18 protein-coding genes are annotated in these 21594 nt (G+C 56.5%); 2 read left to right on the forward strand and 16 right to left on the reverse strand.

The window, feature by feature from the left end:
• Nucleotides 1–8 precede the first annotated feature (8 nt).
• Entirely contained in the window at nucleotides 9–1496 is a 1488-nt protein-coding gene (locus PAT9B_RS12250; RefSeq protein ID WP_013509583.1) for a UbiD family decarboxylase, read from the reverse strand.
• Between the two features lie 212 nt (nucleotides 1497–1708).
• Between PAT9B_RS12250 and PAT9B_RS12255 the strand changes: the two genes are divergently transcribed.
• Nucleotides 1709–2596 (forward strand): LysR family transcriptional regulator, encoded by an 888-nt coding sequence (locus tag PAT9B_RS12255; protein ID WP_013509584.1) that lies wholly within the window; start codon nucleotides 1709–1711, stop codon nucleotides 2594–2596.
• A gap of 111 nt (nucleotides 2597–2707) precedes the next feature.
• On the forward strand, nucleotides 2708–3523 hold the full coding sequence (locus tag PAT9B_RS29395; RefSeq protein ID WP_013509585.1) for a lysozyme inhibitor LprI family protein: 816 nt from the start codon (nucleotides 2708–2710) through the stop codon (nucleotides 3521–3523).
• A gap of 9 nt (nucleotides 3524–3532) precedes the next feature.
• On the opposite strand, the gene ybiX is transcribed toward PAT9B_RS29395, so the two are convergent.
• The 15 genes from ybiX to PAT9B_RS12330 all read right to left on the reverse strand — a co-directional run bounded on the left by ybiX (nucleotide 3533) and on the right by PAT9B_RS12330 (nucleotide 21548).
• Entirely contained in the window at nucleotides 3533–4210 is a 678-nt protein-coding gene (gene ybiX, locus PAT9B_RS12265) for a PKHD-type hydroxylase YbiX (RefSeq protein WP_013509586.1), read from the reverse strand.
• A 135-nt stretch (nucleotides 4211–4345) separates the two neighbouring features.
• Nucleotides 4346–6625: a catecholate siderophore receptor Fiu gene (locus PAT9B_RS12270; protein ID WP_013509587.1), complete on the reverse strand. Its 2280-nt coding sequence runs from the start codon at nucleotides 6623–6625 to the stop codon at nucleotides 4346–4348.
• A gap of 346 nt (nucleotides 6626–6971) precedes the next feature.
• The gene (locus PAT9B_RS30930; protein WP_013509588.1) at nucleotides 6972–7142 is read right to left on the reverse strand and encodes a hypothetical protein; all 171 of its coding nucleotides are present in this window, start codon (nucleotides 7140–7142) and stop codon (nucleotides 6972–6974) included.
• Nucleotides 7143–7244: 102 nt separating this feature from the next.
• Nucleotides 7245–8567, reverse strand: coding sequence for an FAD-binding oxidoreductase (locus PAT9B_RS12275; protein ID WP_013509589.1), 1323 nt, complete (start codon nucleotides 8565–8567; stop codon nucleotides 7245–7247).
• 11 nt (nucleotides 8568–8578) lie between these two features.
• Nucleotides 8579–9463, reverse strand: a complete 885-nt coding sequence (locus tag PAT9B_RS12280; RefSeq protein WP_013509590.1) for an ABC transporter permease — start codon at nucleotides 9461–9463, stop codon at nucleotides 8579–8581.
• Between the two features lie 9 nt (nucleotides 9464–9472).
• Entirely contained in the window at nucleotides 9473–10423 is a 951-nt protein-coding gene (locus PAT9B_RS12285; protein WP_013509591.1) for an ABC transporter permease, read from the reverse strand.
• Between the two features lie 54 nt (nucleotides 10424–10477).
• Nucleotides 10478–12160, reverse strand: coding sequence for a peptide ABC transporter substrate-binding protein (locus tag PAT9B_RS12290; RefSeq protein WP_013509592.1), 1683 nt, complete (start codon nucleotides 12158–12160; stop codon nucleotides 10478–10480).
• Between the two features lie 51 nt (nucleotides 12161–12211).
• The gene (locus tag PAT9B_RS12295) at nucleotides 12212–13543 is read right to left on the reverse strand and encodes an FAD-binding oxidoreductase (protein WP_013509593.1); all 1332 of its coding nucleotides are present in this window, start codon (nucleotides 13541–13543) and stop codon (nucleotides 12212–12214) included.
• 132 nt (nucleotides 13544–13675) lie between these two features.
• Nucleotides 13676–14149: a MarR family winged helix-turn-helix transcriptional regulator gene (locus PAT9B_RS12300; RefSeq protein ID WP_013509594.1), complete on the reverse strand. Its 474-nt coding sequence runs from the start codon at nucleotides 14147–14149 to the stop codon at nucleotides 13676–13678.
• Between the two features lie 128 nt (nucleotides 14150–14277).
• Entirely contained in the window at nucleotides 14278–15909 is a 1632-nt protein-coding gene (locus tag PAT9B_RS12305) for an ABC transporter ATP-binding protein (protein ID WP_013509595.1), read from the reverse strand.
• A gap of 290 nt (nucleotides 15910–16199) precedes the next feature.
• Nucleotides 16200–17612 carry an EmmdR/YeeO family multidrug/toxin efflux MATE transporter gene (locus PAT9B_RS12310; protein WP_013509596.1) on the reverse strand — a complete coding sequence of 471 codons (1413 nt, stop codon included), beginning with the start codon at nucleotides 17610–17612 and terminating at the stop codon, nucleotides 16200–16202.
• Between the two features lie 114 nt (nucleotides 17613–17726).
• Complete coding sequence (locus tag PAT9B_RS12315) at nucleotides 17727–18479, reverse strand: ABC transporter ATP-binding protein (protein WP_013509597.1); 753 nt, start codon at nucleotides 18477–18479, stop codon at nucleotides 17727–17729.
• On the reverse strand, nucleotides 18472–19347 hold the full coding sequence (locus PAT9B_RS12320) for an ABC transporter ATP-binding protein (protein WP_013509598.1): 876 nt from the start codon (nucleotides 19345–19347) through the stop codon (nucleotides 18472–18474). Before PAT9B_RS12320 ends, PAT9B_RS12315 begins: the two co-directional genes overlap by 8 nt.
• Nucleotides 19340–20623 (reverse strand): high-affinity branched-chain amino acid ABC transporter permease LivM, encoded by a 1284-nt coding sequence (gene livM, locus PAT9B_RS12325; protein ID WP_013509599.1) that lies wholly within the window; start codon nucleotides 20621–20623, stop codon nucleotides 19340–19342. Before livM ends, PAT9B_RS12320 begins: the two co-directional genes overlap by 8 nt.
• A gap of 10 nt (nucleotides 20624–20633) precedes the next feature.
• Entirely contained in the window at nucleotides 20634–21548 is a 915-nt protein-coding gene (locus PAT9B_RS12330; protein ID WP_013509600.1) for a branched-chain amino acid ABC transporter permease, read from the reverse strand.
• Nucleotides 21549–21594 lie beyond the last annotated feature (46 nt).

Consider the following 21594-nt stretch of genomic DNA (forward strand, 5'->3'; position numbering starts at 1 on the left):
CTGCCTCCTTATTTCTTGTTAAAACCTGGGATAAAGCGATTCACATCCACTTCGAGAAATTCGCTGCGATGGAAATTCGCTTTCAGGTGGTAAGGCACGGTGCAGTCAAAGATGGTTTTGCAGGCAATACCGTGATCGCGCACTGACGGGCTGTAGGCCGGGTCAGAGGACGGATCGAGCGGATGGCAGCGGACACCCGGAATAAACACGGTATCGACATCGCCCTGGTAACGGGTCGTCATCGCCCAGACCACATCGTTGATATCGAACACATCGACGTCTTCATCCACCAGCATCACATGTTTCAGTTCAGAGAAGGCGGAGAACGCCAGCAGCGCGGCCTGACGCTGACGACCTTCGTCTGCCGGGGTGCGTTTTTTCACCTGCAACACGGCCAGATACTTGCCGGTGCCTGGTGTCGGGCAGTGTACGGTCTGCACGAATCCCGGCAGCGCACGTTCTACCATCTGCAAAATACTGGCTTCGGTCGGGATACCGGCCATGTTGGTGTGTTCATCGCTTGGGCCGATACAGGTTTGCAGAATCGGTGAACGACGATGGGTAATGGCTTTGACTTTGATCACTGGCACCTGAGCCTGTGCCGCACCGGTGTAGCCAGGGAATTCTGGCATTGCTTTACCGGAATTGGTGTTCTGGTCTTCACGTACACGCACACCTGGCAGCAATTCGCCTTCAATCACCACTTCGGCGTTAGCGATAGCGCGCGCGTTAACCGTCAGACATTCAGCGAGCTCAACCGCCTGATTACGCAGGCTACCGGCGATGGACAATTCATCAAAGCCCAGCGGCGTTGTTGGCGGCTCAAAACAGGCACCAATCTCAATCGCCGGATCGACACCGATACTGATAGAGATCGGCAGCGGTTTACCGGCCGCTTCAGCTTTCTGGCGGAAAGTATCCAGGTGACGGCCTGGCACGAAATACATCGAGATTTCGTCTTTGCTCTGCACACACAGACGGTGAATGGTGACGTCGTGTTCACCGGTTTCCGGGTCCGCGGCGTAGCACATGCCCAGTGTGAAATAAGGGCCGGCATCTTCCGGGGTGTTGGTTGGCGCAGGCAGGATTTTCAGGATATCGAAGTCCGGGTCGGTCGCCAGATGCACCACTTCCTGGGAGACGGCTTTTTCACGCGGAATAACAATCGGCGCGATGGGGTTGGCCACAGAATCCTTCAGCATAAACGCCAGATTTTCGGGTGTGGTACCAAACAGGCGTGCCACGCGTTTACGCGAAGACAGCAGGCCGATCAGCACACGCATATCGTTGTAGCCTTTGATTTTGTTGAAAATCATCGCCGGGCCGATTTGCGTTGGACGTTTTACCGTGCCGTGTGCGCCGACATAACGATACACGCCGGATAATTCCGCGATCGGGTCTACAGGTTCATCGGTATAGATCAATTCATCATCGTACTGGCTCAATACCTCCAGCGCGGAACGTAAATCGGTGACTTTCGTTTGCTTCTCAGACATCTCAATGTCCCTCTTCGTCGTGGTAATCGGTGATGCATCGGCGCAGACAGGCGCTGGCACACCTTGAGAACAACAGGAGCGAATTCAGTGGCATAGAACCGGCACCTCCCGTCGTTGCCCCCACAGTTTTAGAGGATCACTGATAAGAGTCCAATAATAATACCTGGCGCTTTGATAAAGAGTTATTATCAGCAAAAAGCAGGAGAACACCGATGGATTACCGACATTTGCACGCCTTTGTAGTCCTGGCGGAGGAGCTGCATTTTGGCAAGGCGGCACTGCGTCTGAACATCGCCCAACCGGCGTTGAGCCAGTACATCAAGGCGCTGGAGAAGGAGTTGGATCTGGCGCTGTTTACCCGCGACCGGCGGCACGTGGCACTGACCTTTGAAGGCGAGCAACTGGTGGAGGAGGCGCGCATTGCGTCCAGTCATTACGCGAAATTTCGTGAAAACGCGCGCAGTTTGCGGCTGGGTTATCGTGGGCAGATTAAACTTGGCTATGTTGGTTCTTCAATACTCGATCCGGCGCTGACACTGTTAATTAATGGTTATCGTAAGCGTAAACCCGGCATCGATATCGTGATTGAAGAACGCAATGTTCACGAACAACTTACACTTCTGTTAACTAATCAAATAGATATCGCCCTGGTTCGTTCACCGGTGCCACGATATGATCATCTGGAATATCTCGATCTCGCCACCCGCCCATTAATTGCCGTGTTACCGCGCAGCCATGCGCTGGCATCCCAGCCACGAATTGCGTTGTCGCAACTGGCTGCTGACCCTTTTTTGATGCAGGAAGATCCGCCTGGTGTGGGACTTGGCTGGTCGGCACTGCATGCCTGCCAGCAGGCCGGGTTTGTGCCACAAAAGATTCAGCCAACGCGTGATGTCTCGGTGGCAATCGGTCTGGTGTCGATGGGAATGGGGGTAACGCTGGTGCCGGAAACCCAGCGTTCCGTGATGATACCGGACGTTGCCTACTGCTTTTTGCAGGATCAGCATGCCACCTCGACGCTGACCATGAGCTGGCAGCGGGAGATAAAGAATAAGGCATTACATGACTTTATCCAGTTTGCCCGTGAGCTGACGCAGTAAGGCGATGGTGTTCGTTTGATGGCACACGCACGGACTGAGTGCGCAACAGCTGAATTACAGTTTGTCAGCGCGTTGCCGATATAACGGAGAGAATCTATCAATCAGGGAATAATGATGTCTCTCCAGCGTAATCTCCTGGCTTCATTGCTGTTACTCGGTGCCGCTTCTCCGGCGCTGGCCGCCTCGTTTGACTGCAACCGTGCCAGCACGCCGCAGGAAAAACTGATTTGCCAGACCCCGCAGCTATCGTCTCTGGACGAAACCTTAGCCAACGTTTATCACCAAAAGATGTCTGGCCTTGCGGCGGCTGATGCGGTGCAGCTAAAACAATCACAACGCGAATGGCTGAAACAACTCCGCAGTCACGGCACCGATGTTGACCAATTACAGACGGCATACCAGCAACGCATCGCGGCACTCAACATCACAGCGGCCTCCCCTGCGGCTGTAAGCAAAGCACCCGCCACAGATGCGCCACAAGCACCGGTGCAATCTGCGCCAGAGCTGCCGATCACCACGGCTCATTATGTTTACCAGCCAGGTTCTGTCATACCGGAACCCTACACTCCGCCGCCTAACACCGGTGTCAGCCACATAATGCCTGAAGGTCGTGTGATTATCCGCACCGGCACCTACCGTTGTGGCTTCAATAATATCCCGGACCCGGCTAACGGTACTGCCTACACCCTGGTTTCTCTTCAGGTGGGAACGGACCGCATCAATATGCTTAATCAACATTTCGCATTGGTGCAGATTAAGCATCAGCCTTATGACCACACCCGAAGTGTTCCCGCATTTATGGTGAAGGAATTCCGTTCGGCTGATAACCAGACCATCATCACCCATCAATTCGATGAATTTCGTCTGCTGTTCATTGGTGTCATTAAGGGCAAAAAAGCCATGACGGAGTGCGAGTTTGAACACTAACGCGCAGGTTTATACTTCCGTCCAGCCACGCAACAGGTTGTGATACATATTCAGCAGCGACAGCAATTCTTCGCTGTCGCCGTGGCGCGCTTTCAGGCTCTGAATATTGCGGTCCAGTTCAAACAACATGGCGCGCTGTTTGTCGTCACGCACCATCGACTGAATCCACAGGAATGATGCGACACGTGCGCCACGCGTCACCGGCGTCACGCAATGCAAACTGCTGGAGGGATAGAGCACCAGGTGCCCGGCGGGCAGTTTAACCTTGTGCTGGCCGTAGGTGTCTTCAATCACCAGCTCGCCACCGTCATAGCTCTCTGGATCGCAGAGAAACAGCGTGGCGGAAAGATCGGTACGCATCCAGCCCGCCGCGCCATTGTGGCGCACCGCGCCATCGACATGAAAACCGTAGGTTTCCCCTTGCTCATAACGGTTGAACAGCGGCGTGGAGATACTGCGTGGCAGCGCGGCGGAAAAGAACAGCGGGTTGTTGTTCAACGCCTGCAACACCGCAGCCTGCAACCGATCATACAGTGGGGTGCGAGTGTCAATCTGCTGGTTATTTTTCACCGTCGCACCCTGGCTGCCGACCGTCACCCGGCCATCCACCCACTCGGCCTGTTGCAACAGCGTGGTAAAACTGGCGACCTCTGCTGGCGTCAGCACGTCAGGAATGTGATACATCATCGCGTTGTTCTCTCTTAAATGAAGTGGAGCTGGCATATGCCGTAGCGGCGCGATTTATCGCGCAATCCCCTAAAACAGCGCGATAAATCGCGCCGCTACAATTACCTTACCTGGTAGATGGCCCCACGTTAACCATTAGAAATGCACGTTAGCCGTCAACAGGAAAGTACGCGGCTCACCCGGATGGTAGCGGTAGCCACTCTTGTTGATGGAGGCAACATAGTTGGTGTCGAAAACGTTGTACACGTTGAGCTGCAAATCAAGGTTGTTATTCACCTTATAGCCCAGCTTCGCGTCTGCCACCCAGTAGCCTTCGGTGTGGTCTGGCGTGCCCACTGCACCATCGCTACCGCGACGCAGGCTGCCAACATAACGTGCACCGGCCCCCACTGACAGCGCATCGGTGGCCTGATAGTTGGTCCACAGGGTAAAGGCGTGTTTCGGCGTATACGCCAGCGCCGAGGAGCCGTCCTGCGCCACATTGTCACCTTCGGTAACCGAAGCATGTTGCAGGGTATAACCGGCAATCACCTGCCAGTCTGGCGTGATATTACCGGTGGCCGACAGCTCATAACCTTCAACACGTTTTTTACCGTATTGTGAATAGGTGCCATCGTCGTTCGCCGCCACTTCGTTCTCAATATCAGTACGGAACAGCGCCGCATTCAGCAGCAGGCGTTTATCCAGCACTTCCCACTTGGTGCCCACCTCACTGGATTTGGCTTTCTGTGGTTTAAAATCGGTGCGGCTGGCGCTGTTGCCACTGCCTCCCGCCGCCAGCGCAAAGTTGCTGCCACCCGGCGGTTGCTGAGAGATCGCGTAGTTAACGTAAACGTTGCCATGTTCAGTCAGACGATAGAGAGCACCGGCTTTCCAGTTAACCAGATTGCCCGATTTCGCGGTATCGACGGTGGTGACCGGCGTACCGGTTGCCACGCCCGCCGGGCAAGCCAGTGCACCGCGCCCGGTGCCACCACAGGCGGTCGCACTGTCATAATCGGTGTGATAGTTGTCGAGGCGAATGCCCCCATTCAGCTCAAAGTTTTGGGTGATCGCCAGGGTATCGAAGGCGTAGATCCCAAAAGTATCGGTCTGACCGTTAGCGTTAGCACCGTTACGATTCAGTCCACCCAGCGAAATGCTGCTGATCGGATGGTAGATATTCACCGCCGGTGCGGTGATCGGGGTCACACCGTAGTTGGTCTGATTCTCACGGGTAAACTCGACCCCGGCACTGACATCGTGCCCAACCGAACCGGTAAAGAACTTCGAGGTGATATTCGTCTGGTTGGTCAGGATGCGGTTGCTGACATCCTTCAGGTTGACGTTACGGGTCCAGGTCCAGGTACCCACATCGTTCGGGTTTGGCATGCCAATGGTGCTGCCCATCACCGCCGTCAGCAAATACTCCTGCTTCACCCGCGACCAGCGCGTGGTATTGCGGATGGTGGTGCTATCCGACAGGTCATGCTCGAAACGCATCGTCACCGTATCGGTGGTGGATTTGTCGAAATCGGAATCGGTGCCGTAGTAGTTGCTGGTGGCGACTTTGCCGGACGTATTCAGTGCAGACGAGGCAGCAGTGGGCGACGAGTAGCCCGGCAGTCCGATAGTTGGAATACCGCCATCCGGCGTATTGTTCTGATGCACGTGCAGATAATTGAGGTACAGGCGGGTTGAGGTATCGAGGCCAAACGCCAACGACGGTGCGACGCCATACCGTTCATTCTGGATATTATCGCGAGCGGCATCGTGGGTTTTTTCTCCCATCAAATTGAGACGGAACGCGGCGTTATCGCTGATCGCCTGGTTATAGTCCAGCGTACCACGACGCATCCAGGCGCTACCCACGCTGACCGACGCATCCAGCCCGGTATCGAGACGCGGCTGTTTACTGATCATATTGATTGAACCTGATGGAGCGCTGCGGCCATAGTCAGTGCCTGAAGGGCCTTTGATCACCTCAACCTGTTCGGTGTTGAAGGTGTCACGGGTCACGCTGCCGATATCACGGATGCCATCAACATAGATGCTGTTCGAGGTATCCATACCACGCATATACACCGCATCCCCGGTCGATGAGCTGCCGTTTTCACCGGCATAAAACGCCCCGACACCCGGCACGTTTTTCAGTGCATCAGTCAGGTTGTTCACGCCCTGATCTTTAATCACCTGCTCAGGGATCACCGTGATGGTACGGGTCGTATCCACCAGCGGTTGGGTAAATTTCGGATCAGCGGACACGCCCGGCGAATAGAGTGAAGGCGTTTGCGCCTCCACCACCAGCGTATCGTCGTTCTTTTTGGTGGCGTTATCAGCGGCCAGCGCGGCGGCTGGCGAAATCCCGATGCACAGCCCAGTAAACAAGGTCAGCGAGTTAAAGCTGCCAAACGGCAGATTGCGATTTTTATCCATTTTGAAAAGTGTGGGTTCGTTTTAGTTATTGACGCGCACATCAGGCCAACAAAAAGGCCCGACCCTCAAATGATAAGAAGAATGGTTATCATTTACTTTCGTATTTTTGCATGAGCGCAACAGCAAGGGAACACATTTCTTTACGATAGGATTACGGAATCAATACAATTGAAGGAAATGCGGAGGGTTTGTAAGAATTATTTAAACAATGTGCAGAAATTCGTCAGAAAACAGGCAAAAAAAAGCGCGATAAATCGCGCAGCTACGGTGTTAAGCGATTTATCGCGCATGATCCAACGCGCACAGCTCGTTCCAGTAGCTGTAACGCATCACCAGATGGAAGCGTTCATCGTTCATAGTAACGGTAAACCGTCGGGTGGAATTCGACGCCATAAAGCTGGCTGATGGGGATCAACAGCTCAATGTGTTTGCTGAAATCCACCTCACGTTCTTCAACTGTTGTCGCAGATTGCGGTTCTACCAGGCGATTGAACCACTGTAGCAGTAACTTTTTCATCGGCTGTTCTCCAGAAATGTTTGACCCTGTCAGTTAAGCGCAATCTCCCCTATAACCAAAACAAGAAGTTCTGCGCTTCATTGCTACAAATTGCATATAACGTCAGGCATGTGGCGGCAGCGCTGCACCTTCGATGCGGCAACGCAGCCAGTCGCGCGCGCGGTAATAACGCAGCGTCAATTGTGGGCCAAACCCCATCCAGAACGGCGCTTTATGCAAGGGTTCAATTTTCAGCGCCAGCTCACTGTGCGGCACATCCAGCGCCCACTCCGCCAGAATGCCACCCAGCATACTGCCGGTCGGTACACCCCGCCCGGAAAGGCCGGTCAGCGCCACCACGCCGGGGGCCAGTTGATAGAGACGCGGAATCGTGCGTTGCTGCATATCCAGCTCGCCGTACCAGAAATAGTCCCAGCGCAACGGCTGGTCGATGGCCGGATGCAGCCAACGCAGGCGATCGCTCATCACCTGATGGGTATAATTCATCTCCCGCCCCCGCCGCCCCATGGGGAACATGGAGGCGACGATGCGTCCCTGTTGATTGTATTTGTAGACATAGATATCACCGCGCCCGTCGTGAAGGGTGGTGTTAAGGGGCAACACCCTGTTGCGCAGCGCCGCGTCCAACGGCTGAGTCGCGGCGACAAACACCCGCATAATACGAAAACTCTGCTCCAGCTGCGGCCAGCCTGCCACGGTGTAAGCCCCGGTAGCGAAAATCACTTTATCCGCCAGCACATGACCCTGTGGTGTGATTACCTGCCAGCTTGTCCCCTGCTTTTTCACCTCACTGACCGGAGAGGCGCAATACACGTCCCCACCCTCCTGCCCCACCGCCCGCGCCAGCCCCCGCGCATAACCGAGTGGGTTAAGATGACCGCCTTCATGATGAAACCAGCCACCGTAGAAGCGCGGACTGCCGCTGATGCGCTCCGCCTGGACGGCATCCACCGCTTCGGTATGCGCCCCGACCGCATTGTACTGCCGCGCTTTCTCCTCAATCAGTTTCATGGCTCCGGGGCGTGCCGCCGCCTGGAGATAGCCGTTTTGTTGCCATTCACAATCAATCTGATAATCACGGATCATCGCGCTGACCTGATGATTAGCCTGCGTCTGACGGCGGATTAACCGTTCAGCCCAGGGTTCGCCCAACACGCGACGCAGTTCCGGCAGCGAGAAATGGGTAAAAGTGGGCGTGCAGTGCCCGGCATTGCGCCCGGAGCCACCAAATCCCGCCTGCTGCGCTTCCAGCAGCATGACTTTCACCCCCTGTTTTGCCAGCGTCAGCGCGGTGGTCAGTCCGGTATAACCCCCCCCAACAATGCACACGTCAGCACGATGTTCTCCCTGCAACACGGGCAGGTCAGGTGCAGGGGCCGCCGTAGCAAACCACAGCGAATCTTCAAACGGAGAGAATCGGGCCATCGCGCATCACCTCACTCTTTGTCGCTACGGGCATCCAGCGCATCGCGCAGCCCGTCGCCAATAAAGTTAAAGCAGGTCACCGCCAGCGTGATGGCGATACCCGGCACCAGCGCCAGCCAGGGCGCGCGAATCAGATACTGCTGCGCGCCGTTCAGCATATTGCCCCAACTGGGCAACGGCGGCTGGATACCGTAACCGAGAAAGCTGATATAGGCTTCCAGCAGGATGGCGCGCGCCACCGTCAGCGTCGCAGCCACAATAATCGGCCCGACTACATTCGGCAGCAGCTCACGAAACATAATCCAGCGCCCGGATAGCCCCAGCATCCGTGCCGCGAGGATGTATTCGCGCTCACGCAGCGAGCGCACTTCAGCCTCGACAATACGCGCCACCTCCATCCAGCTGGTGACGGCGATAATCACCGTGATCATCGCCGGATCCGGCTTGATAAATGCCGCCAGCGCCAGCAAAAGAAACACGCTGGGAAAGGCCAAAAAGGCATCGACGATACGCATCAGCACAGCGCCAACCCGGCCACCGTAATAGCCCGCGACAATGCCGACCAGCGTTCCTAACATGATGCTGAGCACCATGGCGAAGAAACCGACCAGCAACGAGATGCGCCCGGCCATTAACAGGCGGGCCAGCAAATCACGCCCGAGCGGATCGGTGCCGAGCCAGTGCCAGCCGGTTAACGGCGGTGCAAAGCGCGCACGCAGGTCGATATGTAAATCATCGAACGGCAGCAGTGACGGGCCAAACGCACAAGCCAGCGCCATCAGGATGATCAACAGCAGACTGGCGCAGGCCAGTTTATGCCGTACAAAGCGTTGTAACGTGCGGTTGCGTAGCCAGCGCACTGGCGGCACCGGCGGGGTAATCACAGAAGATGCCATCTTGCCTCCTTAAGCGGGACGAATACGCGGATCGACCAGCGCAGTGACCACATCCGCCAGCAGGTTGCCAATCAGCACCAGAATCGCCGAGCACATCAACAACCCCATCACCACCGGATAATCGCTGTAGCCGAGGCTGTCGAGAAACAGACGGCCCATGCCCGGCCAGGTAAACACGGTCTCCGCCACCAGTGCGCCGCCCAAAATGGTCGGCAACTGCATCCCGGCGAGGGTGATCATCGGTAACAACGCATTACCCACCACATGTTTCAGCAGCACGCGACGCGGCGGCACCCCTTTGGCACGCGCGGTTTTGATGAAGTCCTGATTGATCACTTCCAACGTGGCGGTGCGCATATAACGGCTCCAGATCGCCACATCGACAAAGGTCAGTACCAGCACCGGCAACACCAGATGGCGCAGCACATCCAGCAGCGAACCGTCGCCCACCGTGTACATATTCCCGGCGGGTAGCCATTGCAGCTTCAGGGCAAAGAAGTAGATCGCCACCAGCCCGAACCAGAAAGTGGGAATCGACAGCGCCACCATTGCCCCCATGGTGGCAAAGCGATCAAACAGGCTGTCGCGCTTGATGGCGCTCTGAATACCGATCCACACGCCGATCGCAATCGAGAACACCATCGAGGTGCACATCAACAACAAGGTCGCGGGCAGATGAGAAAAGATGATGCTCAGTACCGGCTGACCATCGCGATAGGATCGCCCCCAGTCGCCACGCAACAAATGGCTGAGCCAGTCAAAATATTGCACCGGTAATGGCCGATTCAGCCCCATCTGCGTGGCGATACGTTGCATCGCCTCCTGGGTCATTCCCGGCGTTAAGGCATATTGCGACAACGGCCCGCCCGGTGCCAGATTGAGTGCGGCGAAACCGATAATCGACACCAAAAACAATAGAATGATGCTTTGACCGCAACGTCGTAACAGAAATGCGCCCATGGCTCTCCTCCCCGGCGTGACGCTAACCGTGCGTCACGCCCCTTGTGAATGGCATCAGGCTTGCTTATCCCAGTACCAGGTATTGGCGTTCCAGCTATCGATACGCACGTTAATGTTGGGCGTGATGTTCTCCGCACCTTGCTTGTGGCCGCGCACGTTGGCAAAGCTGAACAACGTCAGGAAGGGCATGTCCTTACGCACCAGCGACTGGATTTGCAGGTAAGCCGCTTTGCGTTGCTCCGGTGCAAACTCAGCACTGCCCTGCGCCAGCAGTTTGTCGACCTCGGGATTTTTGTACTGGAACACGTTTTGCCCCGCCCCCCCTAGCGCCGGGATGGCATCGGAACGCATGTAGGTAGCGGTATCAGGATCGGAACCGGTGAGGTAATTCAGGCCAACAATCGCGCTGTCGAATTTCGACAGCATCCAGTAATCGCCCCACATCACTGCCGGCGGCAGGTTGGCAATTTTCATCTCCACCCCAATCTCCTGGAAGCTTTGCTGCATAAACTGCTGCATTTGCTCACGCAGATGGTTACCCGCTGTGGTGGAGTTGGTAAACGACAGCTTGACGCCATTTTTCTCGCGGATGCCGCCCGCCCCTGGCTTCCAGCCCGCTTTATCCAGCAAGGCTTTCGCTTTTTCGAGATTGAATTCATGCGCCGGGAGATCGGCGTTGAAATAGGCCGACTGGCGCGGCATATAGGTTTCGGTCGGTTTCGGCAGCCCGTAATACAAGGCGTCGATAATGGTTTGTTTATCAATGGCGTAATACAACGCCTCGCGCACTGCCGGGTCCTGGAACTGCGGACGGGCGAGGTTAAAAGCAAAGTTCTCGATGGTGGCGCTCTGGAACACATCCACCACTTTACCCGGCAGTTTTTTCGCCTCGTCGTAGTGGTCGGCGGAAATCCACTGCAACCCGGCGATATCGATATCACCCGACACAAACTGGGTATACATCACGTTGAGGTCCGGGATGTACTTATAAATCAGGCGATCGAGCTTCGGTCCGTCGCCGTAGTAATCTTTGTTGGCGGTCAGTTCGATATGGTCACCCGGCACACGTTGCTGCCATTTGAACGGCCCGGTGCCAATCGGCGCGCTGTTAAACGGCGCAGTGTTTTTGTCCTGCACATTGGCAAAGCCGTGTTTGGGAATGATGAAGGTGGCGGCCAAGATCGAGGTGTAAGGCGAATAGGGTTTCTCCATACGCCATTTGATTTCGGTGGGTGAGACAATGGTGATATCCCGAACCAGTTCATGGCCGGAACGGCTCCAGCTGCGGAAATTGGGGTCGACCAATAATTCCAGGGTGAATTTTACGTCTTCCGCAGTGAACGGCTGACCATCGTGCCACTTCACGCCATCGCGCAGTTTGAGATGAAAATTGAGGCCATCGGCTGAGATGCCGCCATTGGCCTGGCTCGGCACTTCGGTGGCCAGCGCCGGGGTAAAGTTACCTTTTTCATCAACGCCAAACAGCGGATCAAACAGGCTGAAATGCAGGCCGTCATCTACCTCGATATGCGGCATCAATGGGTTAAACACCGTCGGTTCCTGCGAGAATCCCACCACCATCTGTCCACCGCTACCGGCGGCTCCGGTCATGGCCGCGCGCGCAACATTGCTGCCAAACAACCCCGGAAGCGCCATGGCGGCGGTGCCGGAGGCCAGATACACCAGCGCCTGCCGACGGGAAATTTTTGGCAGGGAATCTGCAAACTTATCGCTCATCGTTTTTCCTCAGGTGAACAGAAACACAACGCCGCGCTGCGGCAATCAGAGTTAGTAGCCGGTCATAATTTCAATCTTTGAACCATCAGTGAAACGTGAAAAACGGAAGGCTTTCGGATCCACCACCGGGGTGCGGTTCAGCACCAGGTCGGCGGTGAGACGTCCGGCTCCCGGGCCAATCCCGAAACCGTGACCGGAGAAACCGGTCGCCATCACCAGGCCGGGATAGCGGTCCACATGGGAAATCACCGGAATAGCGTCCGGCAGCACATCGATACATCCGCCCCAGCGTTGCGCCACCTTCAGTCCGGCCAGCGCGGGCAGCTGCTGTTTGAGTTGCTCCAGCACCTTATTGGTGAGTTTTTTCGACGGCGGCAGATCAAGTACGCGGCAGTACTCAAAGGGACTGGGTTCATCCAGATGCCAGTGGCGCGTCATGCGCCACTCGTCATAGAAGCGCCCGGTCAGCCGCAGTCGTAACGAGCCCCATTCATGGCGCAGCGCGGGCAGGAAGTTGCGGGCAAAGCGGAAACTGTCGGGCACGATATCGACTTCGCTTTCATGGCCGGAGGCAATGGAGTAGCCCCCGTCCTGACGTTTGCGAATGGCGAAATCGCGCGTCCAGAATGCCGCCTCCGGGCCACCGGGCAACGGTTCGGTGCGCACCACGCTGTTCAACACCTTGAGTTGTGGCAGATACAGACCAAAACGTTGCGCCATCAGCCCGGACCAGGCACCGCCCGCCAGCACCACCGTTTGGCAGGCAATGGATCCCCGTTCCGTTACCACGCCGGAAATGCGGCCACCGCTGGTTTCAATGCCGCGCACGGCGCACTCTGTCAGGATATGGGCACCGTGGCGACGTGCGGCTTCGGCGATGGCCGGGGCGGCTTTTTGCGGCTCGGCACGGCCATCATCCGGGGTATAGAGTGCACCAACGCCCTGCACTTTATGGCCGGGAAACAGTTTCTCGACGGCAGCACGATCCAGCATCTCAGCACGGAAACCCGTACCGTCCATATGGCGCGACCAGCTTTGCAGTTCAGTGAACTCCCGGTCATTGGCGCAGTTGAAGGTGATGCCGGCGCGCTGATAACCGGTATCCGCCTGCAAACGCTGATCCAGTTGCTGCCAGATGCGCAGCGATTCGGCCATCAACGGCACTTCACGCGGATCGCGGCGCGCCAGCCGCACCCAGCCCCAGTTACGGCTCGACTGCTCATGACCAATGCCGCCCTTTTCGCACAGTGCGACACTGACGCCCTGCTCAGCAATTTCCAGCGCGGTGGCGCAGCCAATAATGCCGCCGCCAATGACTACCACATCAACTTTTTCCGGTAATGTCACATCGCCGTGCACGGGTACTACAAACGGACCTGGCATAATTATTCCCACAGGTTATTGACGGTTATTTATTGCCGACAGCAGTCGCAGGCAGCCATATTTAGGCAACAGTTCTCCGTGCAGGTGAAATTAATTTCTCACCCACCGTTATCATCCGATTTTATTACTGCGTTACGGCTGTAAGACTTTTTTTAATAAACGAATGACGGTCTGTTTTTCTTTCGCCGTCAGCCGTTGAAAAAAACGATCTTCCTGTTGTTGCGTCAGCTCGCGCACGCGCTGTGCCAACGCCTGACCATGTTCGGTAAGAAACAATGCCTGGGAGCGGTTATCGCTCTGGTCAGCGGCACGCGTCAGCAACTGTTGTTGTTCCATCTGGTCGAGCAGGCGCGCCATAGCGGAGCGGTCGCGCTGGATGACATCGGCAATCACCGAGGGACGAATACCGGGGTGGCGATCCACCACCAGCAAGGTACTGATCTTGCCGGTGCCACGCGCCACTTCGAGTCCGGCGAGTTGCTGGTCGAGGTCGCGCGACACGGCGATGTTGATGCTGCGAATGTAAAAACTCAGCATATTCCCCAACGGTCCCAAATCCACGTCGGTGGCCTGTTGCGGAACGGCAGGTGCGGCTGGTTTTGTCATTCTGCGCTCCACATAACTGAAAAAAAACGTCTCAGAAGAAGGGATTAGGGCAGGTCAAACTTTCATCCAGTATTGGCAAAATAGTGGACAATGACAACGACTTTTGTCATAGCTTTTTCCAATTTCACTTAAGACGCCACCCGTTCTTCCGCATGACCGGGAATGGCGCTGACCAACTGCTGGGTGTAGCGATGCTGCGGCGCACGGAATACCGCCCGTGGCGTGCCCTGCTCAACAATTTCACCCTTAAACAGCACGGCGATACGGTCACAAATCTGGCTGGCAACGCGCAGATCGTGGGTAATAAATATCATCGCCACCTGGGTCTGCTGTTGAATGCTACGCAGCAATTCCAGTACCTGCGCCTGAATCGACACATCCAGCGCCGACACTGACTCATCAGCCACCAGCAGCACTGGATCGAACATCAGCGCGCGCGCAATCCCGATGCGCTGGCGTTGGCCGCCGGAAAACTCATGCGGGAAACGCTGCCAGGCACTGGCATCCAGCCCCACCCGTTGCAGCAGTTGTTTCGCTTTACGCTCGACTTCCTGCGGTGTCATACCGCCCAACGCCAACGGCCCGGCAGACAGGATGGTGCCAATGGTGTGACGCGGATTAAGCGAGGCAAACGGGTCCTGAAATATCATCTGGATATAGCGGCGCAGCGGGCGAAATTCGTTCTCTTTCATTGGCTGGATATCACGCCCATCAAACAGGATTTCACCGCTATCTGCCGCCAACAGTTTCAGCAGCACCCGACCAAGCGACGATTTGCCTGAGCCAGACTCACCGACAATGCCCAGGGTTTCGCCCTTATTGAGGCTGAAACTGACGTTGTTTAGTGCCTTCACTTCACGGCTGCGGCTCAGCCAACCGCCGTCGCTGCGGTAGGTTTTTACCAGGTTTTTCACCTGCAACACCGTTGGCGTGTTACGCACATCTTTTTCCCCGGCATGCATGCGTGGCACGGCGGCAATCAACTTCTGCGAGTAAGGATGCTGCGGCGCGTTGAGCACCTGCTGCGCCGGGCCGGACTCCACCATATGGCCCTTTTCCATCACAATCACCCGGTCGGCAATCTCCTCCACCACGCCAAAATCGTGGGTGATAAACATCACGCTCATCGCCTTGCGCTGTTGCAGGCCACGAATCAAGCGCAGGATTTGTGCCTGGGTGGTGACATCAAGCGCGGTGGTGGGTTCATCGGCAATCAGCACATCGGGATCGAGCGCCAGCGCCATGGCGATCATCACCCGCTGACGCTGGCCACCGGAGAGGCGAAACGGGTGTTGATGCTGGATTTTATCGGGTTCCGGTAACCCAACCTCCTCCAGCAGCGCCAGCACTTTTTGCTGACGTGAGGCGGCGGTGCCGACGTTATGCGCCAGCATCACTTCAGCGATTTGCTCACCGATGGTCATAAGAGGGTTGAGGGCCGATAGCGGGTCCTGAAAAATGATGGCGAGGGTTTTGCCTTGCAGTTGACGCAGTTGTTCCGGCGTTTGTTGCAACAGATTGGTGCCACGCAGCAGGATCTCGCCGCCCTGCACGCGCAAAGCTTTGGGTAGCAGCCCCATGGCAGCGTGGGCGGTGACGGATTTACCCGAGCCAGACTCACCGATAATGCAGAGAATTTCTCCCGGCCAGAGATCGAAGCTGAGATTTTCCACCGCATAGCGACGGTCCATCCCGGCAGGCAGCGCCACTGAAAGTTGGCGCACGGAAAATAATGGGGCGATGTTGTCAGGCTTTTCCATATTGACGCTCCTGGTTGCACAGAAAAATATCTTTTTCGGTATCGAAGCCAGCGGTTAAATAACGGAATTGACCAGCAGGGTGAATTTAATTTTTAAATTAAGAAGGGAAAATGACACAGAAAGGTTGAGAATAAATAATAGGTTTTACTTATTTACCTGGGCGGTGGTGTACGCGGATACCCTCACCCCGGCCCTCTCCCGCAAGCGGGAGAGGGAGGTAGAGCAAATTGGTAGCCTGTGCACGCATCAGTCCCCTCTCCCGCTTGCGGGAGAGGGTTAGGGTGAGGGCATTACCCGCCGCTTTTGGCGATCATGCGGCGATAATTATTCAGCCATTTGCCGCTGGTCAGACGCCACCAGAAGCAGATACCGCGCACGGTCCAGTCGAGGAACATACCGAGCCACACGCCAATCACTCCCATGCCCAGCACAATACCCAGCAGATAACCGGCCACCACGCGTGCGCCCCACATGCTGAACATCGAGACATACATGGTGTAACGCGCATCGCGCGCGCCTTTCAGCCCGGCAGGCAGCACCCAGGAAGCGGTCCAGATTGGCATAAACGCGGCGTTAAGCCAGATCAGGTGTTTAGTGACCGTAATCACCTCCGGATCACGGGTATAGAACTTCGCCAGTAACCCGGCTATCGGCACGGTGATCGCCGCCAGGCTACATAAGCCAATCATCGCCAGCCAGAACACATGCTTGATTTGTCGTTCCGCCTGCATCACCTGATTACGCCCAAGGCGTTTGCCGGTGATAATGGTCGACGCCGAACCCAGGGCGTTGCCCGGCAGGTTAATCAAGGTGGCGATCGAGAACGCGATAAAGTTACCGGCGATTTCGTTGGTGCCCATCCCGGCAACAAAAATCTGCGTCAACAGCTTACCGCCGTTGAACAGCACCGACTCGATACTGGCCGGGACGCCGATACTCAGCACCTCCATCAAAATGCCGTAGTTCCAGCGCCGGAAGTAGCTTTGGATGGAGATCTTCAGCGCCGGATTGATGCCGAGATACAACACATAAATCGCCGCAATCGCTCCGATATAGCGAGAGATGGTCAGCCCCAGCCCGGCACCGATAAAGCCCAATCCTTCCCAGCCGAGGCAGCCATAAATCAACACGGTACTGATCACGATATTAAGGATGTTCATCCCACCGTTAATCAGCATCGGGATTTTGGTATTCCCCGCCCCGCGCAGCGCCCCGCTACCGATCAGGGCAATCGCCGCCGCCGGATAGCTCCACGCCGAGGTTTGCAGGTAACTGAGCGCCAGTTCCTTAACCTTGGGTTCGGCGCTCCCGGCAATCACATCGATAATCAGGTGGCCCCAAATCTCGATGACGATCACCAGCACAAACGCCAGCACCGTCATCAATCCCAGCGACTGACGCGTTGCCGCACGCGCCCGTTTACCGTTGCGTTTGGCAAGGCTGAACGCCACCACCACCGTGGTGCCGAGATCGATAGCAGCAAAGAATGAGATGATCACCATATTGAAGCTGTCGGCCAGGCCAACGCCCGCCATCGCTTCTTTACCCAGCCAGCTGACCAGGAAGGTACTGAGGACGCCCATCAGCATCACACATAAGTTTTCGATAAAGATGGGCACGGCCAGCGGCGTGATTTCACGCCATAACAACGTGCGATAAGAGCGGCGTTTCGGATACCACGCCGTATTTCTGATCGCACGCATCACTGCTACGCCAGGATTTTGCAAGGGAATACCAAATCACTTTGGATAAGAAGAATAATAATGATAGGACGCTAACAATTATGCAAAATGTTTCCCGTCAACATTTAATCATTATTACAAACTTTTTGTTCCCGACCCGGCAGGATGTTCGACAGCCCCTCCCAAATAGGCACTGCGTACCTCCTCGTTATGCAACAACGCCTGACCGCTGCCGCTGAGTCGAATCTCACCATTGACCATCACATAACCACGATCGGCCAGTTGCAATGCATGGCGCGCATTCTGCTCCACCAGAAACAGCGTCATGCCCTGCTGTGTCAGCTCACGCAGGATGGCGAAGATTTGCTTCACCACCAGCGGTGCCAGCCCGAGGCTGGGTTCATCCAGCAGCAACAACTTGGGTCGGCTCATCAGGGCACGGGCAATCGCCAGCATCTGCTGCTCGCCGCCTGATAGCGTCATCGCGCGCTGCTTGCGCCTTTCCAGCAGCCGGGGAAACAGCTGGTACATGCGGTCCTTATCCTCGCGCGCAAAGCGATCGCCGATGGCGATGGTACCCATCAGCAGGTTTTCCTCTACCGTCATATCGGGGAAGATACGCCGCCCTTCCGGTGCCTGAGCAATACCGCTGGCGGCGATAAAATGGGTGGATCGGTGGCTGATGGCCTCGCCGCGAAACCGAATCTCACCCGCAGCAATGCGCGGCTGGCTGAAGATCGACATCAGCAGCGTGGATTTGCCTGCGCCGTTGGCACCGATCAGTGCCACCGTTTCCCCTGCGTTAACCGTCAGCGATACCTGTTTCAGCGCCTGCACCGGGCCATAAAACACATCCACCTGTTCAAAACTCAGCATCGTTTCAGCCATGATCACTCTCCTCTTCCGCGCCGAGATAGGCGGCAATCACGCGTGGGTCATGACGGATTTGCTGTGGCGTACCCTGGGCAATCACGTCGCCGTGATCCAGCACCACGATATGATCGGAGATACGCATCACCATCGGCATATCGTGTTCGATCAACAACACGCTGATGCGATGATCGGCACGCAGCCGGTGCAAAATCTGGCTCAACGCCTCGGTCTCCACCGGGTTTAGGCCCGCGGCCGGTTCATCCAGGCAGATCAGCTCCGGGCGGGTACACATGGCGCGGGCAATCTCCAGCCGTCGTTGCTGTCCGTAAGATAAGGTGCCCGCCAGTCGGTTAGCGCTGCCAACCAGATCAACATTCTCCAGCCAGTAAAATGCCCGATCCAGCGCACGGTTCTCGGCCTCACGATAGCCGCGTGTGTTGAGGATTCCGGCAATCAACTGGCGGTTAACCTGCATATGCTGCGCCACCAGCAGGTTCTCCACCACCGACATCTCGCGGAACAGGCGGATATTCTGGAAGGTACGCGCCAGCCCGGCGCGGTTCACCAGATGCGCACCGCCGAACATTTTGTACCAGATACGGGAGCCAAGCCGCGCCGGGTGCAGCCAGTCGCCGGGATGAATTTTCTGCCCCAGTACCTGAATAACATCGGTCGATCGCTGATGCGCGTTGAGGGTGATGCGCCCCCCAGTGGCGCGATAGAAACCGGTCAGACAGTTAAACACCGTGGTTTTCCCCGCGCCGTTCGGACCAATCAGCGAGGTCACCGATCCGCGTTCCACCGCCAGGCTGACATCATTGAGCGCCTTGATCCCGCCGAAGCGCATCATCAGGTTATCCACCTGCAAAATCGCATCACTCATGGCGCACTCCTTTACGCAGTGGCACACCCACGCGCGCGGTACGCACCAGACCGCGCGGTCGCCAGATCATCATCAGCACCATCAACATGCCAAACAACAACACGCGGTATTCGGCAAAGCTGCGCAGCAATTCCGGGGCGACGGTCAACACAAACGCTGCCAGCACCACGCCAAGAGTCGATCCCATCCCGCCCAGCACCACAATGGCGAGGATCAGTGCCGATTCAAAAAAGGTGAACGAGGTAGGATTGACGAACCCCTGATAAGTGGCGAAAAACACCCCAGCGATGCCTGCGGTCGATGCGCCGAGCATAAACGCCGACAACTTGACCAGCACATGATTCAGCCCCATCGCGCGGCAGGCGATCTCATCCTCGCGCAGCGCTTCCCAGGCGCGGCCAATCGGCATGCGTGTCAGGCGATGTTTGATCCACAGCACCAGCAACACCACCAGAACCAGCACCACGTAGATAAAGATAAACTTCATATTCGGGTTGTAGTCGAGATGGAAAAACTCGTTATAAGGGACGCCGCCCTCGCGGGCACGACGGCCAAACTCCAGACCGAAAAAGGTCGGTGACGGCACCGAGACGCCATTGGGGCCACCGGTGAAGGACAACCAGTTGTTGAGCACCAGACGGATGATTTCACCAAAACCGAGGGTGACAATCGCCAGATAATCACCGTGCATACGCAGCACGGGAAAACCGAGCAACGCCCCGGCGAAGGCGGCCATCAGCGCCGCCAGTGGCAGCATGCTCCAGAAACCGAGGCCAAGATACTCATAACCCAGCGCCAGGCCATAGGCACCGATGGCGTAAAACGCCACATACCCCAGATCCAGCAGCCCGGCAAGACCCACCACGATGTTCAACCCAAGGCCGAGCAACACATAAATTAACCCGAGGATCGCCACCGTCAGCAGGTACTTGCTGGAAAGAAACGGGAAGGCCAACGCCAGCACCACCACCAGTGGCAGAACCCAGCGCAGCGACGAGCGATGGCCCGGCTCACGCACATACACCCCGTCATCGCTGCCCTCAAACTTGCGCGCGAAGCGCTGTCCTGCCGGGGTTTGCAGCAACAGGCTGAGCAGCAACCGCCCCACCATCACCACCCCGACCAGCAGCGCGACCCGCAGCGGCGACAGGTGAAAACTGTAACCATCCAGCACCACACCGACGATCGGGCCAAATACCACCAGCGCCACCAGCCCGGCCATCAGACAATCCAGCAGCGACTGGCGCACATCCACAGATTGCGTCATTGCACTCATTTTGGCGTCCTCACACTTTGGCAACCAGCGGTCGTCCCAACAGCCCCTGTGGTCGGAAGATCAAAATCACCACCAGCAAGGCAAAAGAGAAAACATCTTTGTAATCGGAGTTCACCAGCCCGGCGAACTGCGCTTCCGCCACGCCCAACAGCAAACCGCCGAGCATTGCGCCAGGCAAAGAGCCGATCCCCCCCAGTACCGCAGCGGTAAATGCCTTGATACCGATGACAAAGCCAATATAGAAATCGAAGGTGCCGTAGTTCATGGTGACCAGCACCCCGGCCAAGCCGGCCATCGCCGCACCAATCATAAACACCAGCGAGATCACCCGATCGGTGTTGATACCGAGGATGGCAGCCATACGACGATCCTGCTGCACCGCGCGACAAATCCGCCCCAGCCGGGTGTATTGAATAATCCAGGTCAGCAGCGCCATGCCCGCCAGCGCAGCAATCAGGATGAACACTTTGGTCCAGGTAATTTGTACCACCCCGCCATCAATCTCCATACGCAGCACACCACTCATCAGCGTCGGGATACCCTGCTGGTTCGGCCCCTGACTTAACTGCACGTAGTTCTGCAAAATCAGCGACATGCCAATGGCCGAAATCAACGGGGCCAGGCGCGTGGAGTTACGTAACGGGCGATAAGCGATGCGCTCAATGGTCCAGCCATACACCGCTGTGACGACAATGGTGAAGATCAGGGTGCCGAAAATCAGCAATGGAAAGGAGTGAATACCGAAGAAGCTGAGCAGTCCCAGCCCGATGGCACAAAGATAGGCAGAGATCATATACACCTCGCCGTGAGCGAAGTTGATCATGCCGATAATGCCGTACACCATGGTGTAGCCGATAGCAATCAGCCCGTAAACCGCGCCCAGCGTCAGGCCGTTCACCAGTTGCTGAAGAAAGAAGGCGTCCATATGCAAGTCCCGTGCTTAAGGGGAGCGCAAACCTCGCGCCCAATCG

The organism is Pantoea sp. At-9b (genome assembly GCF_000175935.2).
Lineage (GTDB): Bacteria > Pseudomonadota > Gammaproteobacteria > Enterobacterales > Enterobacteriaceae > Pantoea.